Genomic DNA, 17,254 nt, shown 5'->3' with positions numbered 1-17,254 from the left:
AAGCTTCACGAGCTTACGACGGGCTTTGCCTTCTTCGTCCACGATCCAGACGGCGTTCGAACCGTTGCGGTAAACAACGGCTTCGGTCGGAACTGCAACACCGTTCACCTGGCGAGCGTCAAGTTCTGCGGTCACGTACATGCCCGGAAGGAGCTTCTTGCCCTTGTTGTTGAAGGTCACTTCTACCGGGAAGAATCGAGTTGTCGGATTGGCGGCGAGAGGAATCAGGGAAACTTTACCCTTCATCTTTTCGCCGGCGATGGTTACAGTAGCGGCAGCGCCTTTCTTGAAGTAGCCGATATCCTGGCTTGTGACGTTGAGCTTTAAGATTACCTTGTCGAGCTTCGCAATCGTGGCGAGTACGCCACCGACTCCCGGAGTCTGGCCTTCTTTGAACTTGAGTTCGGTGACGACACCTGCTTCAGGAGCGAGAATCAGGGAGGCGCGGCGAGCGGTTTCCAAGTTCATCTTGGCTATTTTCAGATTCGTTTCCTGGGCATCCATGTCCTGCTGGCTGATGCCGCCCTTGTCAAAGACGTCACGCATACGCTGGGTGGCGGCTTCGAGGAGCTTCACCTGTTCTGCGGCCTGCTGGTACTGGGTGTTGTCGCCGGTGAAGAGGTATTCGGCAAGGACCTGGTCCTTCTTCACGGTACTGCCAACTTGTACGTGGATCTTGGCGAGCGGATCGCCCATCTTGCAGATGGCGCTGTTCTGCTGCATGCCTTCAATCGAACCGCTGAATTTGCGGACGTCGGTAATCGTTTGAGTAGAGGCCTTGGCGATACGAGCCGGCTTACCCTTTTCCTTTTGGATTTCTTCGATGGTGGACGCTTTTTTGGCGACCGGTTCCGTCTTGGCTTCTTTCTGGTCGCAGGCAGCCAAGAGCATGGATGCCGTTGCAATGGTCAGGAGGGTTTTGAATGTCTTGTTCATGGATTCCTCTACTTATTAATATTCACCGGTGGCCTGAAGGAGTGCGTTATAAGCCTTGTTCCAGTCGACAATCGCCTGAAGGTAGTCGTTCTTTGCAGAGCGGAGTTTGAGCGATGCGTCGAGGAAGTCGAGCTGGGTGGATCTTCCCACCTTGTACGAAGCTTCAGTCAAATCAAAATTGCGCTGGGCCAAATTGACTTGATTTTTTTGAATTTCGATCTGGTTGTTCGCGTCTTCGAGCGTGTTTGCACAGGATTCAATTTGCACGCGGAAAGCGCGTTCGGTGGATTCCTTTTGAATCTGGACGCTACGCATGCTGGACTTTGCCTGGACGACGGATTCCTTTGTCTTCATACCGTTGAAGAGGTTCATCGTCAGGTTCAGGGCGACGTACTTGTTGATGTTGTCGTCCCAGTCCGGAGCGTCCCATTCGTGGAACTTGTTCTTGTTGTTTGAATACTTGAGGCCGCCTACGAGAACGAGCGTCGGCTTAAATCCGCCTTCTTCAATTTCGATGTTCTTTTCGGCCATCTTCTGCTGGGCATCGAGAAGGGCGAGTTCCTTGCGACGTTTCTTCACATTTGCCATGGCGGTATCCGGATATGGGAGATTGTCCGAAGGGAAGCGGAGCTCTCCTTCGAACTGAGCATCGGAATCCCATTCAAGGCCCATGGTGTTCAAGAGATTGTTGCGGGCGAGAACGCGGTTCTTCTTTGTCTTTTCGAGGGTCGATTTGAGCTTGTCGAGTTCGAGCTGGGCGCGAATCTGGTCGAGTTCCGAAGCGAGGCCGCTTTCGACGGACTTGTTTACGAAGTCGATGTGCTTTTGCGTCTGGTCGATGCTCGTTTCGAGAATCGCGATGGAGGAGTCGAGGAAGATGAGCTGGTCAAAGGCGTTTTCGACGTCGTAACGCACGTTTGCCTTGGCATTTTCGAGGCTCACTTCTTTCAAGTTTTTGTAAGTCTTGGCGATTTCAATGCCGGTTCCAACCTTACCTTGGGCGTAAATCACTTGGGTTGCAGTCAAGCCCACGCTGGATTGCCAACGGTAACCTTGGCTCTTCATGCCGTAAATCAAGTTGTCCATGGCGGGAGCGAGAACGTCTGCTGCATAAGGTTCGTCCGTTCCGGCGTCCATTTGGGATGCGGCGTTGGAAAGATCGTGGCTCTTTTTTACGTCATCCAAGCCAAAGATACGGGTAACGGTTGCGTCAAGGTCAATCGACGGGAGCGCGTTGCCGTATCCGGCGTCCACCTGAGAATTCGCCGAGATCAATTCTTCTTCGGCGGTTTTGATGGTGGAGGATTTTTCGAGCGCTATTTTGACGGCTTCGTCACGTGTGTAAGAAGTTGCCCAAGCCGGAATTGCGGCGAGCACTCCTACTCCAAACAGCGTGAATTTCGAAAGGAATCGACTCATTCGGTAATCATCCTTTGTTGTTCTTTGTTTACATTAATCATCTTGTGTTCCAAAATTAACAAAAAAGGGAATTTCAAAGAATGGGGGAGAGGCTCCTAAGGCGATGAAGTGCTTAATGCACGGATAGATGACGGGTTTAAGAAAAAAACGCCGCATAAAAGCGACGTTTTTGGTTATTTACACTCAAAAAGGGATTAATTTTTTTGGAATTCTCGGCTGGAATCCCAGAAGTCCGGCTGAAATGCGTTGCCCTTATCGGCTAAAGCCTTGCCGCGGGCGCAAAGCAAGAATCCGAGAATGATGGCATCTTGCAAGGCGAACATGATCGCCACCTTATACGGCAGGCCAAAGCCGACCGGAGCGCCGGCGAGGTTTTCCGGGCTTACCCAGAAAATGTAGGCACAGACGATGAAGGTCATGAACATGCACGGAATCAAAGCAACCCAGAAGTTTTTCTTCTTGGCGCGGAGATAGACGGTCGAAACGCAAAGGCTGCAAACCGCCATCACCTGGTTAGACCAGCTGAAGTAATTCCAAAGGATGTTAAAGCCGTCTTTGTTGAAATTGCTCCACAAGATGAGCAGTGCACAAATGGCGAAGATTGGGACTGTTAAAATCAGACGGTTTTTAGGGCTCGATTGGTCAAAGTTTAAAAGCTCTGCAATGGTCAAGCGCAGGCTGCGGAGAGAGGTGTCGCCGCTTGTCACCGCGAGAATAATCACACCGATGACCACGAGGATCGAAATCGGGGCAAACGGAAGAACGGTGGTCACAAGTTCGCTCAAAACGCGCACGCCCGAGGCACCGGAGATGAGTTCCGGCATCTTGTGGTAAATATACATACCGCCTGCAGCCCAAATCATACCGATCAAGCCTTCGACAATCATCATGCCGTAGAAGGTTTGACGACCGACGTGTTCGGACTTTTCCGTACGTGCGACAATCGGGCTTTGGGTACTGTGGAATCCGCTGATGATGCCGCAGGCAATGGTCACAAAGAGCATCGGGATGATCGGCTGACCGGTCGGATGCTTGTGGAAGTTACTCCAGAAATCGGAAAGGCAGAATTCATCCAAAGTACCGATTTCCGGGAGGATTCCGATGAGAATCGCGATGGAAGCGAGAATCAGAAGACCGCCAAAAATCGGGTAGATTCGGCCGATAATTTTGTCAATCGGGAAGAAAGTACTGATAAAGTAATAGACGAAAATGGAGATGACTGCGCCCCAGAAAATCGTCGGGGACGTGTTGCCTTCGCCGACGAGAACCGGTGTGTTGATAAGGCCTGCCGGCGTGTTCGTAAAGACTGCGCCGACAAAGATCAGGGCGACTGCGATCAAGATCATCACGACTTTCGAAGGGCCTCTCCCTAGGAACTTGTGGGAAAGGGCCGGCACGTTCATGCCGTCATTTCGCATGCTGACCATACCCGAAAAATAATCGTGCACAGCACCGCCGAGAACGTTGCCGAGGGGCATCAGCAAAAAGACGATGGCGCCGAATTTAATGCCGAGAATGACGCCGATGACAGGTCCGATACCTGCAATATTGAGCAGTTGGACGAGTACGTTTTTCCAGTGGGGAAGAACGATTCGGTCCACGCCGTCCGGGTGAGCGATAGCAGGAGTTTTTCGGTCATCTGGACCGAAAACGCGCTCCACGAATTTTCCATAGGTAAAATAGCCCCCGATCAGGATGGCTACGCCGATGAGGAATGTAATCATTTGAATAACCTCTAGGTCATAGAACGCTTTTGCTGTAGAATCCGCAAATAGCGAACAAAATTGAGTAAAATTCGTGACGTTCGGCAACTCGGGCTGGACGTGCTTTTTACGCAGGATTTCGGGTGCTTTGAGGTTTTCATTTGTTGCGTTCCATAATATTTGTTAAATTTGAGCAAAATCCATAATCGAGGCTTATATGACTTTTGAAGAAATCTATGCACTCGCCTGCCAGCGAAAAAAAGAAATGCCGGAAGGCAAGGGAACCACTGAACTTTTTAAGAAGGGTCCCCATGGCATTGGCAAGAAGCTTGTGGAAGAAGCGGCGGAATCTTGGATGGCTGCCCGTTTTGAATCCCATGACGCTCAGTGCTTGGAGCTTTCTCAGGTCCTTTACTATGTCGCCGTGATGATGGCTGAAAAGGGCATCAAGCTCGAAGAGGTGTACGCTAAATTATGATTAAGGTTGCTCTTCCCAATAAAGGCATGCTCTTTGAACCGACCCAGGAACTCCTGAAGGATTGCGGTTACAAGGCTTCGAAGCCGTACAAGACTTTGACGCAGCTCGACTCGAAGAATGGAATTGAATTCTTCTTCCTCCGTCCGAGCGATATTCCGATGTACGTTGGACGCGGCATTATTGATGCGGGTATTACCGGTATCGATTTCAATGCAGAAGCGAAGAGTCCGGCGGTAAAGGTTCTTGATTTGCCGTATGGCGCAAGCAAGATGTGCGCCGCCGTGCCGAATGAAAGCCCGGTGCAGTCTCTCGACGATCTGAAGAATGCGACGATCGCAACGAGCTTCCCGAATATCGTCAGCAACTATTACAAGAAGGATATGAATTTCGTCGTGCTGGAAGGCGCGGTTGAAATTTCTGTGAGCCTTGGCGTGTCTGACGCAATCGTCGATGTGGTGGAAACCGGTACGACGTTGAAGCAGGCCGGTCTCCGCATTGTGGGCGAACCTCTGTTCCACAGCAATGCCGCTCTGTTCTGCCATCCGCAAAAGCAGGACCTTGAAGAAGTCCACACTCTCATTCGCCGTATTGAAGGCAAGCTCGTTGCCAAGACGTACATGATGATCGAGTATGACTGTCCGGCGGAACTTCTCAATAAGGCTTGCGACATGACTCCGGGCCTGGATGCTCCGACTATCTCGAAGCTTCACGGCCGTGACTGGTATGCAGTGAAGGCGATGGTGCCGGAAGAAGATGCAAATGCAGTGATGGACAAGCTTTGGGACATCGGTTGCCGTAGCATTCTCCTCTTTAGCATCAAGTCCGCTCGCATTTAATAAGGAATTGGATGAGCCCCGTAGAATCTCCTGCGTATTTGGCCCGTCAACCGATTCTGGATTCCCATCAGGGCATTTTCGCCTATGAACTTCTGTTCCGAGATTCGCCGGATAATAAAACGGCGTTGATTCGGAATGGAGTTCGTGAAACGGCCCAGGTTCTGGAAAACGTGTTGAATAACTTCGGACTTTCGCGCCTCGTGGGGAACCACAAGGCGTTCATCAACTGCAGCCGGGAAATGCTGCTGGACAATATTTTTAGTCCGCTGGATTCCGATCGTTTTGTTTTGGAAATCCTCGAATCGGTGGATGCGGACGATACCGTTGTGTCGGTCGTCAAAAAATACCACGAACGGGGCTATGAATTTGCCCTCGACGACGTCATTTTTGATGCAGAAAATTTGAAGCGTCTCGAACCGTTCTTCCCATACGTCAAGTATGTGAAGCTCGACTTGATCGAGAACTCGGCGGAAGCTTTGAAGGCTGCGGTTCCGTACTTCAAGGAACGCGGCATGGTTCTGCTTGCAGAAAAAGTGGAAACGGAAGAAGATTTTACAGCCCGTCTTGAAGACGGCTACGATCTTTTTCAAGGCTTTTTCTTTGCGAAGCCGGAAATCGTTCGCGGTAAAAGAATGGACGGCTCGCTTGCGACGATTCTTCGCCTGTTGCAGTTCTTGCGAGGGGATCCTTCGCTTGCAGATATCGAAAAGACTTTCCTTGAACATCCTGCCGTGGCGAAAGCCTTGGTGCAATATGCGAATTCGCAAAAGACATTCCGTCGCCGTCCGGTGGAATCGATTCAAGATGCCATCGCTTGGCTCAGCGTTCCGCACATCCAGGACTGGTTGATGCTCTTACTTTATGCGCAACCGGAAATGGGCGGTTCGACTCAAGGAAAACCTCTTTTCCAGAATGTTTCGCAAAGAGCCCGTTTCTTGGAAGCCTTGGCTGACGTTTTGGATCCGGACGGATGCCTGCCTGCTCAAGCATTTATCACGGGCATTGTCAGCCGCATGGATGCTCTTGTGAAGGCTCCGATGCCGACGATCCTTGAAGACTTGGACGTCGATAAGGAAATCACGAGTGCACTGTTGCACGGCTCGGGAAAGCTCGGAACGCTCCTTGCGCTTGCGGAAGCGGTAGAAAATGACCGAGAAGAGCGTATCGGTACGCTGATGAAGCGTCTCTCCCTTTCGAACAAGGATTTGACGGCGAGCTTGAACGCGGCCTACGGATGGAATCATGGTTGAGCCGCCAAGCCTTGAAAAATTGGTGCAGGAATTTGCATCGCTTCCGGGAATCGGTAAAAAGACCGCTCGGAGACTTGCTTACTTTGTGCTCACCCGTCCGCGGGAACGTGCGGAAGCACTTTCGAATACAATTGTCGAAGCCTGTGACAAAGTCAAGCGTTGCAGCCAATGCCATTCTTTTGCAGAAGAAGACCCTTGCCCGATTTGCAAGGCTCGCGAAGGCTCTAGATCCATCTGCGTGGTGGAAAAATTTTCAGATATTCTCCCGTTTGAAAATGCGGGGATTTATCACGGTCTGTACTTTGTACTCGGGGGAGTTCTTTCCCCGCTCGACGGTGTAGGCCCCGAAACGTTGCATATTCCGCAACTGATTCAAAGAATTCAAACGGAAAAGATCGAAGAGGTGATTTTTGCTCTCGGATCGAGCCCGGAAGCGGATTCGACGATACTTCTCATCGATAAACTCCTTGCCGGAGTGCCTGTAAAGCGCTCTAGCCTCGCCAGGGGTATTCCCATGGGCAGCGAATTGGAGTATATTGATGAAGTTACCGTACTTCGCGCATTTGAATCAAGGACTGGAATATGAAACCGAACGAAAAGAACGCATTTCGCCCGACGATGGAGGCTGAATTTACCACCGCTGCGACGAATGTTTCGCAACTGCCGACGGATGGACTTCCGCAGGTGGCTTTTCTCGGTCGCTCCAATGTGGGTAAATCTTCCTTGTTGAATGCGTTGACCGGTCGAAGGAAACTGGTGAAAATCAGTTCCAAACCGGGCAAGACGAAGGAAATCAATTTTTTCAAATTCAACCAGGCGTTTTACCTGGTGGACCTTCCGGGCGTCGGCTTTGCCGGCGTCAAGTTCGACAAAGTCTCTGAAATGCAGAACGGCATTCGCGCTTATGTGGAACATTCCAAGGAGCTGAAGGGTATCGTCTATTTGATCGATTCGAAGCTCGGTCCGCAGCCGATTGATGTGGAAACCATCGAAGGCATTCGTGCCCTGGGTTGTCCGGTTTTGCCAGTGATGAGTAAATGCGATAAGGCGAACCAGTCGGAACTTTCGAAAACGCGTAATGCTTTGAATCAGCTTTTTGAAAATCAGGTCCGTCCGCTTCGCTTGAGCACGCTCCGCAAAATCGGCCTAGGCGAACTCTGGCAGGAAATCCTTTCTACTGTAGCGGTCGAGGCGTAATGAAAGTTCATCGTACACTAGACGACTGGACTTTGCTCGGATCGGTGTTCGATAAAATCGGACGTCGTTTTCTGTCGACGGTTTTTGGAAAACAGCTTCTTCTTTTTTTCAGCGCCCTGTACTCCTTTTTTGCGGAAGGGCAAAATCTGCGCGGTGACCTGCGAAATATTATTCGCCAAATTTATTTTACGGTGGTCGAAGTTTTTCCCGTTCTGTTTATCGTTTCCGTTTTGACGGGAACGGTGACGATAGTCGAAGCGATGACCGTCATGCCGCGTGTGGGCTTTTCGGATGCGTTCGGCGGTTTGCTGGTCGTGGTGATGGTGCGTGAAATCGGCCCGATTCTGACGGCGTTCCTCATTTCGGGGCGTAGCGGTTCCGCTCTCACGACGATGATCGGGACGATGGCGATCAATTCGGAAGTGGACGCCTTGGCAACTCTCGGGGTGAATCCGGTGCGTTACCTGGTGATGCCTGCGCTTTTTGGCGGTATCGTTGCGATGCTCCTTGCGAATATCTTGTTCTCGGCGTGCGGTATCTGTGGTGGTTTTGCGGTCGCGAAAATACTCGTGCTCGCTTCGCGAGAGTCGTTGAATCTGAATCTTTCGTGGCATTATATTTCGGAGTCCATTCTGCTTTCGTTGACGGCGACCGACTTTGTGATGGCGATTTTAAAGCCGGTCGCTTTTGCGATCATCATTTTTATCAATGCTTGCTATCATGGTTTGAATATTCGCCGTGACATTCGCCAGGTGCCGAAAGCGACCTCCCGTTCGGTCATTTATTCCTTTCTGTTTGTGATTGTGATCGATGTGCTGTTCTCGCTCTTTTACATCTTTGACTATACCAATCAAATGTCGAGGATCATCTAATGGATTTGACGCAAGGGGAAGCTCTCCGCATTGAAAATTTGCACTTTCGTTATTCGGAAGATTCTGCGGACACATTGGACGGTTTGGATTTGGTGCTTGGCCGTGGAGAAACACTTTGCATTGCGGGCGCATCGGGAAAAGGAAAAAGCTTGTTGCTTCGCTTGATCGCAGGGCTCGATAAACCGAATTCGGGCGATTTCTATTATTTTGGGGAACACTTGCCAATTTCTCAGCATACGGCTTTGGAAGTGGCGCACCGCGGCGTGGAGTTGATTTTCCAGAATGGCGCTTTGATTTCGAACTTGACGGTTCGAGAAAACATTTTTGTTCCCCTGTATTACCATCACCGTGGTACTGCAATGGAAATTGAACGCCGTGTGAACATGGCTTTGGACTTGATGCGTGTACGTGATGAACAGGAAAAATATCCGCACATGTTGAGTTCTGGCGTGGCGAAACGTGTTGCGATTGCGCGTGCCTGGGCGATGGACCCGCGTCTTCTGCTGATGGATGAACCGACCGCAGGTCTTGACAATTACAACCGCAATACGCTTTTGCCGTTGATCGACAACATGCAGGCGTTGTTCAAAACGTCGATGATCCTTGTGACACATGACCTTTTGATATCGAGAGAGCTTGGCGCGGATCTTTGTTTTTTAGAAAATAAACGTTTGAGCAAGCGCATGAAATTTGAAGAATGGCTGGATTCCGATACGCCGATGGCGCATGAAATGTTCCGCAATTTGCGAGATTTTCAGTTGGATTCCTCCTTTTCGTAGCGAAAAAAGCGTATTTTTTTTAAGTCCTAAGGTGGACGTTTTGGATAAGGAGATTGCTGGTTGCTTAAACCGGTTCGGAAAATTAATTGGATGGATTTGTCTGGCCTCTTGGTCGGCGTTTTCATCACATTCTCCGTAATGGTCTTCTTGTTTGTATTGTATGCCCGAATGATGACCGCAGGGGTTATCGGTATCGAAGAATACAAGCTCTACAGTAATTTTGAGAAAGCCCACGGTTTGCATCCCGGAACGGATGTGCAAATCAGCGGCGTGAGCATTGGACATGTTTCCGACATGAAAATCGAAACGTCGGGAATGGTGCGCATGGAATTTACGATCCGAAAAGAATTCCAACCGTGGATTACGGACCGCGCTACGATCTTCGCCATTCGTGACCAGAACGTGATTTCGGAACGTGTGGTGAACGTGGATGTTCGCAAAGGTGAAGGCCGTATGCTGGAAGACGGCGAAACGATTACCGCAGGCAAATCACAGGATATTGAAACGGTGATCGAAACGCTGAATGAGGTGCTCGAACATGTGACCGTGCTGATCAATCAGGCCGATACGCTAGTCGCTTTGACGATGGATACGAATACGACCATCGGAGCCCTTCTCGGATCGAGAACGATTTACGAAAAGCTGAACCGCCAGTTGGACCGCTTGGATTACTTCTCTTACGAAGGCATCCAGCTGCTGGATATTTTGTCGGGAACTTTGCCGAGAATCCTTTACCGCACGGATTCGCTCACGACAAAGCTTTCGGCGATGAGTGTTGAAATGGAAGACACGCCGCAGAAGCTTGACAACGTATTCCTTTCGTTAGACGGCGTCTTTGGTCGTTTGAACGGAACGATGGATTCCCTCGGCAGGGTCGTGGGGAGCATGAATGGAATCGTCGCCCGTGGCGAAGAAACTTTGCAAAACGCGGATGACTTGATGGAAGGCATTTCGAACATGTGGATTATTCGCCGTTCGATGCCGAACCGTGACTCTGTTCCGTTTGTGGCGGAGGATACATGGTAATCCGTCGTATGTTGATGTCAAGTTTGCTTGTTGCCGTGTGCGCTTTTGCCTCGTCAGAATCCAAGGACCTTTCGTTCCGCGCAGACAAAGCAGTGCGAGCGGGGAAGTTCGCCAAGGCTTATGGCTTGTACGAACGCGCTTTGCTTTCGAGCCGTAAAGAATCGGATATTTCTTCGGAAGGACGCATCTTGATTTCGATGGCGACGTTGCGGGCGCAGAGCCTGGACTTGGAGTTCGCCCAGGGTCTTCTTTTGCAGGTTCACAAGGCGGAACTGGATACGAATACTCTTGCCGCTTACTATCTCGCCTGGATGGAAATCTTCCTGGAACAGGAGAATTACGACAAGGTCATTGAACTTAAATATTCGATGTCCGTGGAATTCTTGAAAGAGATTCCGGACGCACTTCGTGGAAACATTCTCTGTGTCGCAGGAATCGCCTTTGCTGGCAAAGGTGACCGTGCGAATGCCCAAAAGTATTTAGAAGATGCGGATGACGCTTTGGACGGAGATGCTCCTGGCAAGCTCGCCTTTACCGCAGCCCGAATGGCAAACCTGTTGCAAGAATCAAAAGCGGATTCGCTTTACAATGTCGCCTTGCAAAGTTCGATAAATGCGGGTCGCCCCTTTATGTCGGCAACGATCCTTTATTACCGCGGTCTAAATGAAAAACGTTCTGACGTCGCTAAAGATTACTTTATACGCAGTGCGAACGCCTTTGAACTGATGGGACTTTCCCGCAATAAAGAAAGAGCCTCGCAGGCTGCGGGGCGTTAAATCTTTTTCTGAATTTCTGAAAGTTAGTTTGCGATAGTCGCAGTGTCGTTCGCTGTGGTCGTGTCAGGTTCTTTTGCAGAAGCGGAGTCGTCGGGTTCTTCCATTTTGAAGGAGAGCAAACGTTGGTAGGCGTAATTCGGATCGATCGCATGTTCACTGAGCTTCTTCATGATAAAGGAAACTTCATTGACGATGTTTGTATCTGGTTCTCCCTTACGATGCAGGGCGCGCAAAGTCTTTGGGGTAAAGCCCTTGATCAAGTCTTTGAATTGCGGATTGAGTGCGTCGTTGATGAGCATTTCGAGCGCCATTTCGGTCTGCATGGTGTTCAGCTCGAAGTTGCGGTAAATCGATTTGATGTGTGGCGGAATGGTCGTGTCTTTTGAAGTCGAGAAGTGCTTCATGATTTTTGCAGCTTCCGCATAATTGTGCGTGGGACTGTTTGCAAGACGCAGGGCGAAGTAAACCGCCAAACGCCAGTCATCCGGGTACACGCGCACGGCTCGGCGCATCACGATAAAGTCGGTTGTGTCCGGTTCGTCGTTGTTCGTGATACTGCCGACGACATTATACGGCGTGCGGAAAAGCGAATCCAGCTCGGTAGAAAGGTTGCCCACATGGGAAAGCCATGCGTAGGATGTCCCGTACAGGTAACTTTCACCGAGATCGATGATACCGCTAATCCAGAAAAGACCCGATGCGGTCACATTGTGACCCATGGCGAGAGCTTTCGCATATTCCGCCTTGGGCAGGAATTCTTCTTTTTGGGGTAGCTTGGGCAGCGGCTCTGCATAATGGAATGCGAGAGCGACAATTGCACAAGAAAGAAGAATGCAAACAAGATGACGCATACTCAAATAATGTATTTAATCTGAGCGTTAACGGATCGCTTCGGCCAAAGATTCGATAGCATCGACGCAAGCAGAAGCGTATTCGGCTTCTTTGCCTGTGCGTTGCCAGGCGAAATTCAAGCCGCTCGAACTGTTGAGAACATGGAACTTGCGCTTGCCGCCACCGTTTGCGATAGCTTGCAAAACGGTCTTGGCATCGCCGCCCTGTCCACCCGGGACGCCCGGAATGGAAACGCCCGGAATAAGGAACGGAATTTCATGGTTTGCTGCGGCAAAGAATGCCGTGATGCGTTCCAGTTCTTCCGGGTGCGTTGCGCCGACGACGGCTCCGAGATTTCCATTGTCCCATTCGATCAGCTTTTTTGCCACCGAGAAGAATGCAGTGCTGCCTTCGACAGGAAGATCCTGAAAGTCCGCTGCACCCTTGTTGCTTGTGCGGAGAAGGGCGTAAACGCCGCCGTTTGCCGGGTGTTCAAGGAAGGGACCGACGGAATCCTTACCCATCCAAGGGCTAACAGTCACGGCGTCTGCACCGTAAACGTTGAAGGCGGCGTCTGCATAAGCGGCGCTGGTTTTTCCAATGTCGCCGCGTTTGGCGTCCAGCACTACAGGAATGCCTTCGCCCTTGTAAGCGGCGATCAGATCGTGCAGAATCTGCATGCCCTGAATGCTGATACGTTCGTAATAGGCACTGTTCGGCTTTACCACGGCCGGTTTCACGTTACGCTTGGAGCATTCTTCCAAAATGTCCATGTAGAAGAATTTGATTTTTTCTTCTTCGGACTGGACTTCACCATGCTTGCGTTCCACAGGCATCAAGGAAAGCTTAGGATCCATACCGAGGCAAATCGGGTTGCCGCATTCCTGGATTCGAGCTTCAAGACAATCGGAGAATTTCATTAGAGGTCCTTCTGAATCTTTGCCATTTCGTAAGAGAGAATGCCGTGTGCGACGGAGACGTTCAGGGATTCGAGATCGCTGGACATCGGGATCTTCACGGTTTCATCGGAAATGTCGATCAAATGCTGGTCCGTACCTGCGCCTTCGTTGCCGACGAGGAATGCGACCTTGCGGAGCTTGCGCGGTTCGATTTCAGAGAGGCTCTGACGACCGTGTAAATCCGTAGCGATGATCGTGTAGCCGAACTTGTGCAGTTCGTTGATAGCGTCGATCAAGTCGCGGTCCTTTTCAAATGGAACGCGGAGGAACGTGCCCGAGGAGCCGCGGACGACCTTCGGGTTGAACGGGTTCACGGAACCCTTACCGACGATTACGCCCGAGGAATTGAAACCGAGGCTCGTGCGGAAAATTGCACCGAGGTTGCCTGGATCCTGCACGGCATCGACGAGAGTGACGATGCTGCGGCTCTTTTCATAATTCGGCTTTGTACTTGCGGAACGGCAAACGGCGAGAATTCCCTGCGTCGTCGTGGTCGAAGAAAGACGCTTGATCTGATCTTCGCTGATGACGTGAATGTCCACCTTGAGTTCGCGAGCCTTGTCGACAGTCGACTGGAGATTTTCGAGCGGGGTGAAGGTCTCTTCACCGAGGGAGTTCAAAACCGGAGCTCCGTTTTCGTCGAGATTCTTTGTGCCGGCGACATAAACTCCGATGATGACGTCGATGTGGTTCGTGAGAATTTCTTCCACGACGCGGACACCTTCAGCGAGGAACTTTCCTTCGCGTTCACGACCTTTTTCTGTGGTGAGGGCGAGAAGGCGGCGGAACCATGCCGGGTTTGTGCCTGCGGATTCCGGAGTGATGTCCGGAGCATCGGCAAAAGAAAGAACGGCTTCTTCGTCGCGGACGACTTCATCGTCGTCATAGAGCTTGCGTTCCGGCTTCTGACGGAAAATTGGACGGTTGGCTTTATCGTCGAACGGACGGCGTTCGCCGTCGCGGCTGAAGGATCTGCGGCTGTTGCGGTCGCCGAAGGAACGACGTTCACCACGATCCCCGTAGGAACGGCGTTCGCCGTCGCGGCTGAAGGATCTGCGGTCGTCGCGGTCGCCGAAGGAACGACGTTCGCCACGATCCCCGTAGGAACGGCGTTCGCCGTCGCGGCTGAAGGATCTGCGGTCGTCGCGGTCATCGAAAGAGCGTCGTTCGCTGCGTTCACCGTTGAACGGCTTTCGGGTACGTCCGCGGTCGCTAAACGGTCTGCGTTCTCGGTCGCCAAAAGATTTGCGATCCTGGAAACGACCGTATTCGCGGCGTTCACTGCGGGTTTCCTGTGCATCTGGATCCGGAGTTTCCGGACGGCGGCCAAAACCGTGGTCGGCTGGATTATCGCTCATGCCGAACTTGCCTTCGAAGGTCTGTTTGACTACGCGCTTGGGGAATTTGTTGTTTTCTTCTGTCATAGGTCTTTCAGTAGTTTGTTTGCAATGGACGTGCCGTCAATGCCAAGCATACGATACAAGTCCGGAATTTTACCGTGTTCCACAAATGCATCCGGTAAACCGAAGCGAATCAGTTTCTTGTCGTGGAAATCCATATCGGCGAGAAGTTCTGCGATTTCAGAACCGAATCCGCCGACGATGGAGTTGTTTTCCAACGTGACAATTGTGTGGTGCGATTGGAACAGGTTGCGGTAGCCTTCCTTGTCGAGCGGTTTCACAAATTTTGCGTCCACGAGCGTGGGGTTGAAACCGTTTTCGGCAAGAATCTTCGCCGTCTTTTCAAGCTCATGCAGCATAAAGCCAACGCCCAAAAGCAGAATGTCTTTACCTTGTTGCTTGATTTGGAATTTCCCGTATTCGACGGGTTCTACTTCTGCCTTGAGTTCAGACGCAAGCGCCGAACCGCGGGGGAAGCGGATCGCAACCGGACCCTGCATATCGATTGCAGCGGTCACCATATTGCGAAGTTCATTTTCGTCCGACGGAGCCATAATGGTAAGGCCCGGGATCGAACGCAAATAGGTAAGGTCGAGGGAGCCGTGGTGAGTAGGACCGTCGGCACCGACGAGGCCAGCGCGGTCAAGGACAAAGACGACATGCAAGTTCTGCAGAGCGACGTCGTGGATGATCTGGTCGTAGGCGCGTTGGAGGAAAGAAGAATAGATGGCGACAACCGGGACGAGTCCGCCGCAGGCAAGGCCGGCAGCGAAGGTCACCGCGTGTTCTTCGGCAATGCCTACGTCGATCACGCGATCAGGAAGTTCCTTTTGCATAATATCGAGACCGCAGCCACTCGGCATGGCGCCTGTAATACCCACGATCTTTTCGTTCTTCTTTGCAAGTTCAAGAATTGTCTTGCCGAAGATGCTTGTCAGAGAAGGGGTCGGGCTCTTTGGAGAAAGAGGCTTGCCGCTCTTCGGATCAAACGGAACGGAAGCGTGCCATTGGCTCGGATTCGTTTCGGCGAACGACATGCCGCGGCCCTTTTCCGTCATCACCTGAATGAGGCATGGACCCGGAATGGATTTTACGCGTTCGAGAATCGAAATGAGTTCGCCCAAATCGTGACCGTCAATCGGTCCGAAGTAGCGAATGCCCAAGTCTTCAAAGAACTGGCCCGGGCGGATCGCATTCTTCACAGCCTTTTCCACGCTTTGGATAAGAGTGCGGAAATGACGACCGATGATGCCCGGAATCTTTGCCATGACGCGGTCGATATCGGAACGGACCTTGTTGTACATCGGATCGGAAATGATGCGATTCAAGTACTTCGGGAAACCGCCGACGTTCGGAGCGATACTCATCTTGTTGTCGTTCAAGATGATTGTCATGTTCTGCTTGGAAAGTCCTGCGTTGTTCAGGGCTTCGAAAGCCATACCGCCGGTCATGGAGCCATCGCCTATCACGGCGACCACGCTGTTATGCTGGTGCTGTTTATCGCGGGCGACGGCAAAGCCAAGTGCGGCAGAAATCGATGTAGATGCGTGTCCAACGCCAAATGCGTCATAAGGGCTTTCGGAACGTTTCGGGAAGCCCGAAATTCCGCCCTGCTGACGGAGAGTTTCAAAGCGATCAAAACGGCCCGTGAGCAACTTGTGCACGTAAGCCTGATGGCCGACATCCCAAACCAGAATGTCTTCTGGGGCGTTGAATACGTAGTGCAAGGCGAGCGTCAATTCGACGACACCGAGACTCGATGCCAAATGTCCACCGTGGGTAGCGACCTGAGTGATGATCTTTTCGCGAATTTGCGTCGCCAGATCATTCAGCTCGGTAATCGAGCAGCCTTTGATGTCTTTTGGCGATTTAACGTCCTTCAGTTGCATTACTTAACTCGTGTGATAATGAATGCGGCAATAGCCTTGAGAACGGAAGTATCTCCATGGAGACCTTCGAGCTGCTTCAAGGATTCTTCGTAAAGTTCCTGAGCCTTCTTGCGGGAATTGTCGAGGCCCACAAGAGCCGGATAGGTTGCCTTTCCGCTTGCGATGTCGGAACCGGCGTCCTTGCCGAGTTCTTCCGTAGTGGAAACGATGTCGAGGATATCGTCAACGATCTGGAAGGCGAGACCGATCGAACGGCCATAGGCTTCAACCTTTTGAATGTCGGATTCGGATGCCCCAGCGAGCTGAGCGCCAATCACAAGGGACGCTTCAATCAGAGCTGCGGTCTTGTGATAGTGGATGTAGTCCACGACTTCGAGAGAAACGTCTTTTCCTTCGCTGTCGATGTCCGTCATTTCTCCTCCGATCATGCCATAGGTGCCGAGCTTGTGGGCTAGGCTGACCATGGCTTGCGGGTTGCCGGTCTTGGCGATCAGTTCAAAGGCGAGGACGCAAAGGGCATCGCCGCTCATGACGGCAGTCGCTTCACCGAACTGCTTGTGGGCGGTCGGCTTGCCTCGGCGCAAATCGTCGTTGTCGATACACGGCAGATCGTCGTGAATCAGCGAGAAGGTGTGCAAAAATTCAAGAGCGCTGGTTGCATACCAAATGCTATCTCCCTTGCCGCCGAAAAGTTCGAATGCGGCGCAGGCAAGGCCTGGACGCAGACGCTTGCCACCGGCGAATACGGAATAGCGCATTGCCTTGTGCAAGTTGCAAGGAATATCGGTTTCAGGGGGGAGATGCTCGTCGAATTTCTTTTCGGCGAGCGTAGCGATTTTCTCGAGATAATCGCGGGCGAGATCCGCTTCTTTTTGAAGATTTTGCATACTCCCAAAGATATTA

The 17,254-nt window shown here is 51.4% G+C and carries 17 protein-coding genes; 9 read left to right on the top strand and 8 right to left on the bottom strand.

Going from position 1 to position 17,254, the window contains the following annotated elements; genetic code table 11:
- The 3 genes from MR847_RS02915 to MR847_RS02905 form a co-directional block, all read right to left on the bottom strand.
- A partial coding sequence (locus MR847_RS02915) for an efflux RND transporter periplasmic adaptor subunit (RefSeq protein ID WP_287722894.1) occupies positions 1–936 on the bottom strand: 936 nt, incomplete at its 3' end.
- 15 nt (positions 937–951) lie between these two features.
- The gene (locus MR847_RS02910) at positions 952–2,355 is read right to left on the bottom strand and encodes a TolC family protein (RefSeq protein WP_100424681.1); all 1,404 of its coding nucleotides are present in this window, start codon (positions 2,353–2,355) and stop codon (positions 952–954) included.
- Between the two features lie 194 nt (positions 2,356–2,549).
- Entirely contained in the window at positions 2,550–4,079 is a 1,530-nt protein-coding gene (locus tag MR847_RS02905) for a carbon starvation CstA family protein (protein WP_106519017.1), read from the bottom strand.
- A 196-nt stretch (positions 4,080–4,275) separates the two neighbouring features.
- Between MR847_RS02905 and hisE the strand changes: the two genes are divergently transcribed.
- From hisE to MR847_RS02860, 9 genes are all read left to right on the top strand, one after another.
- Positions 4,276–4,536, top strand: coding sequence for a phosphoribosyl-ATP diphosphatase (gene hisE, locus MR847_RS02900; RefSeq protein WP_100424679.1), 261 nt, complete (start codon positions 4,276–4,278; stop codon positions 4,534–4,536).
- Positions 4,533–5,372 (top strand): ATP phosphoribosyltransferase, encoded by an 840-nt coding sequence (gene hisG / locus MR847_RS02895; RefSeq protein ID WP_100424678.1) that lies wholly within the window; start codon positions 4,533–4,535, stop codon positions 5,370–5,372. Before hisE ends, hisG begins: the two co-directional genes overlap by 4 nt.
- Before the next feature lie 11 nt (positions 5,373–5,383).
- On the top strand, positions 5,384–6,622 hold the full coding sequence (locus MR847_RS02890) for an EAL and HDOD domain-containing protein (RefSeq protein ID WP_100424677.1): 1,239 nt from the start codon (positions 5,384–5,386) through the stop codon (positions 6,620–6,622).
- The gene (gene recR, locus MR847_RS02885) at positions 6,615–7,208 is read left to right on the top strand and encodes a recombination mediator RecR (protein ID WP_241899413.1); all 594 of its coding nucleotides are present in this window, start codon (positions 6,615–6,617) and stop codon (positions 7,206–7,208) included. Before MR847_RS02890 ends, recR begins: the two co-directional genes overlap by 8 nt.
- The gene (gene yihA / locus MR847_RS02880) at positions 7,205–7,819 is read left to right on the top strand and encodes a ribosome biogenesis GTP-binding protein YihA/YsxC (protein WP_100424675.1); all 615 of its coding nucleotides are present in this window, start codon (positions 7,205–7,207) and stop codon (positions 7,817–7,819) included. The genes recR and yihA overlap by 4 nt, the downstream gene beginning before the upstream one ends.
- The gene (locus MR847_RS02875) at positions 7,819–8,691 is read left to right on the top strand and encodes an MlaE family ABC transporter permease (protein ID WP_100424674.1); all 873 of its coding nucleotides are present in this window, start codon (positions 7,819–7,821) and stop codon (positions 8,689–8,691) included. Before yihA ends, MR847_RS02875 begins: the two co-directional genes overlap by 1 nt.
- Entirely contained in the window at positions 8,691–9,470 is a 780-nt protein-coding gene (locus tag MR847_RS02870; protein WP_100424673.1) for an ABC transporter ATP-binding protein, read from the top strand. Before MR847_RS02875 ends, MR847_RS02870 begins: the two co-directional genes overlap by 1 nt.
- A gap of 90 nt (positions 9,471–9,560) precedes the next feature.
- Positions 9,561–10,496 (top strand): MlaD family protein, encoded by a 936-nt coding sequence (locus tag MR847_RS02865; protein ID WP_100424672.1) that lies wholly within the window; start codon positions 9,561–9,563, stop codon positions 10,494–10,496.
- A complete protein-coding gene (locus MR847_RS02860; RefSeq protein ID WP_100424671.1) occupies positions 10,490–11,272 on the top strand; it encodes a hypothetical protein in 783 nt (260 codons plus the stop codon). The genes MR847_RS02865 and MR847_RS02860 overlap by 7 nt, the downstream gene beginning before the upstream one ends.
- Positions 11,273–11,295: 23 nt before the next feature.
- Here MR847_RS02860 and MR847_RS02855 read toward each other — a convergent pair whose 3' ends face one another.
- Genes MR847_RS02855 through MR847_RS02835 form a run of 5 tightly spaced genes read right to left on the bottom strand, consistent with a single transcriptional unit; the run spans position 11,296 to position 17,238 of the window.
- The gene (locus tag MR847_RS02855) at positions 11,296–12,123 is read right to left on the bottom strand and encodes a hypothetical protein (protein ID WP_287722893.1); all 828 of its coding nucleotides are present in this window, start codon (positions 12,121–12,123) and stop codon (positions 11,296–11,298) included.
- Positions 12,124–12,150: 27 nt separating this feature from the next.
- Positions 12,151–13,023: an orotidine-5'-phosphate decarboxylase gene (gene pyrF / locus MR847_RS02850; protein WP_100424669.1), complete on the bottom strand. Its 873-nt coding sequence runs from the start codon at positions 13,021–13,023 to the stop codon at positions 12,151–12,153.
- On the bottom strand, positions 13,023–14,486 hold the full coding sequence (locus MR847_RS02845; protein ID WP_287722892.1) for a TrmH family RNA methyltransferase: 1,464 nt from the start codon (positions 14,484–14,486) through the stop codon (positions 13,023–13,025). Before MR847_RS02845 ends, pyrF begins: the two co-directional genes overlap by 1 nt.
- On the bottom strand, positions 14,483–16,351 hold the full coding sequence (gene dxs, locus MR847_RS02840) for a 1-deoxy-D-xylulose-5-phosphate synthase (RefSeq protein WP_287722891.1): 1,869 nt from the start codon (positions 16,349–16,351) through the stop codon (positions 14,483–14,485). Before dxs ends, MR847_RS02845 begins: the two co-directional genes overlap by 4 nt.
- Entirely contained in the window at positions 16,351–17,238 is an 888-nt protein-coding gene (locus tag MR847_RS02835) for a polyprenyl synthetase family protein (RefSeq protein ID WP_287722890.1), read from the bottom strand. Before MR847_RS02835 ends, dxs begins: the two co-directional genes overlap by 1 nt.
- Positions 17,239–17,254: the final 16 nt, after the last annotated feature.

The sequence above is a fragment of the Hallerella sp. genome, assembly GCF_022776125.1.
Lineage (GTDB): Bacteria > Fibrobacterota > Fibrobacteria > Fibrobacterales > Fibrobacteraceae > Hallerella > Hallerella succinigenes.
Note: the sequence above shows the minus strand (reverse complement) of the source record. Positions and strands in the feature narration are given on the sequence as shown.

What these genes read in the sequence shown, in the direction of transcription:
- MR847_RS02910 (WP_100424681.1), bottom strand. Translation starts at nt 2,355, where the DNA reads ATGAGTCGATTCCTTTCGAAATTCACGCTGTTTGGAGTAGGAGTGCTC.
- MR847_RS02905 (WP_106519017.1), bottom strand. Translation starts at nt 4,079, where the DNA reads ATGATTACATTCCTCATCGGCGTAGCCATCCTGATCGGGGGCTATTTT.
- hisE (WP_100424679.1), top strand. Translation starts at nt 4,276, where the DNA reads ATGACTTTTGAAGAAATCTATGCACTCGCCTGCCAGCGAAAAAAAGAA.
- hisG (WP_100424678.1), top strand. Translation starts at nt 4,533, where the DNA reads ATGATTAAGGTTGCTCTTCCCAATAAAGGCATGCTCTTTGAACCGACC.
- MR847_RS02890 (WP_100424677.1), top strand. Translation starts at nt 5,384, where the DNA reads ATGAGCCCCGTAGAATCTCCTGCGTATTTGGCCCGTCAACCGATTCTG.
- recR (WP_241899413.1), top strand. Translation starts at nt 6,615, where the DNA reads ATGGTTGAGCCGCCAAGCCTTGAAAAATTGGTGCAGGAATTTGCATCG.
- yihA (WP_100424675.1), top strand. Translation starts at nt 7,205, where the DNA reads ATGAAACCGAACGAAAAGAACGCATTTCGCCCGACGATGGAGGCTGAA.
- MR847_RS02875 (WP_100424674.1), top strand. Translation starts at nt 7,819, where the DNA reads ATGAAAGTTCATCGTACACTAGACGACTGGACTTTGCTCGGATCGGTG.
- MR847_RS02870 (WP_100424673.1), top strand. Translation starts at nt 8,691, where the DNA reads ATGGATTTGACGCAAGGGGAAGCTCTCCGCATTGAAAATTTGCACTTT.
- MR847_RS02865 (WP_100424672.1), top strand. Translation starts at nt 9,561, where the DNA reads ATGGATTTGTCTGGCCTCTTGGTCGGCGTTTTCATCACATTCTCCGTA.
- MR847_RS02860 (WP_100424671.1), top strand. Translation starts at nt 10,490, where the DNA reads ATGGTAATCCGTCGTATGTTGATGTCAAGTTTGCTTGTTGCCGTGTGC.
- MR847_RS02855 (WP_287722893.1), bottom strand. Translation starts at nt 12,123, where the DNA reads ATGCGTCATCTTGTTTGCATTCTTCTTTCTTGTGCAATTGTCGCTCTC.
- pyrF (WP_100424669.1), bottom strand. Translation starts at nt 13,023, where the DNA reads ATGAAATTCTCCGATTGTCTTGAAGCTCGAATCCAGGAATGCGGCAAC.
- MR847_RS02845 (WP_287722892.1), bottom strand. Translation starts at nt 14,486, where the DNA reads ATGACAGAAGAAAACAACAAATTCCCCAAGCGCGTAGTCAAACAGACC.
- dxs (WP_287722891.1), bottom strand. Translation starts at nt 16,351, where the DNA reads ATGCAACTGAAGGACGTTAAATCGCCAAAAGACATCAAAGGCTGCTCG.
- MR847_RS02835 (WP_287722890.1), bottom strand. Translation starts at nt 17,238, where the DNA reads ATGCAAAATCTTCAAAAAGAAGCGGATCTCGCCCGCGATTATCTCGAG.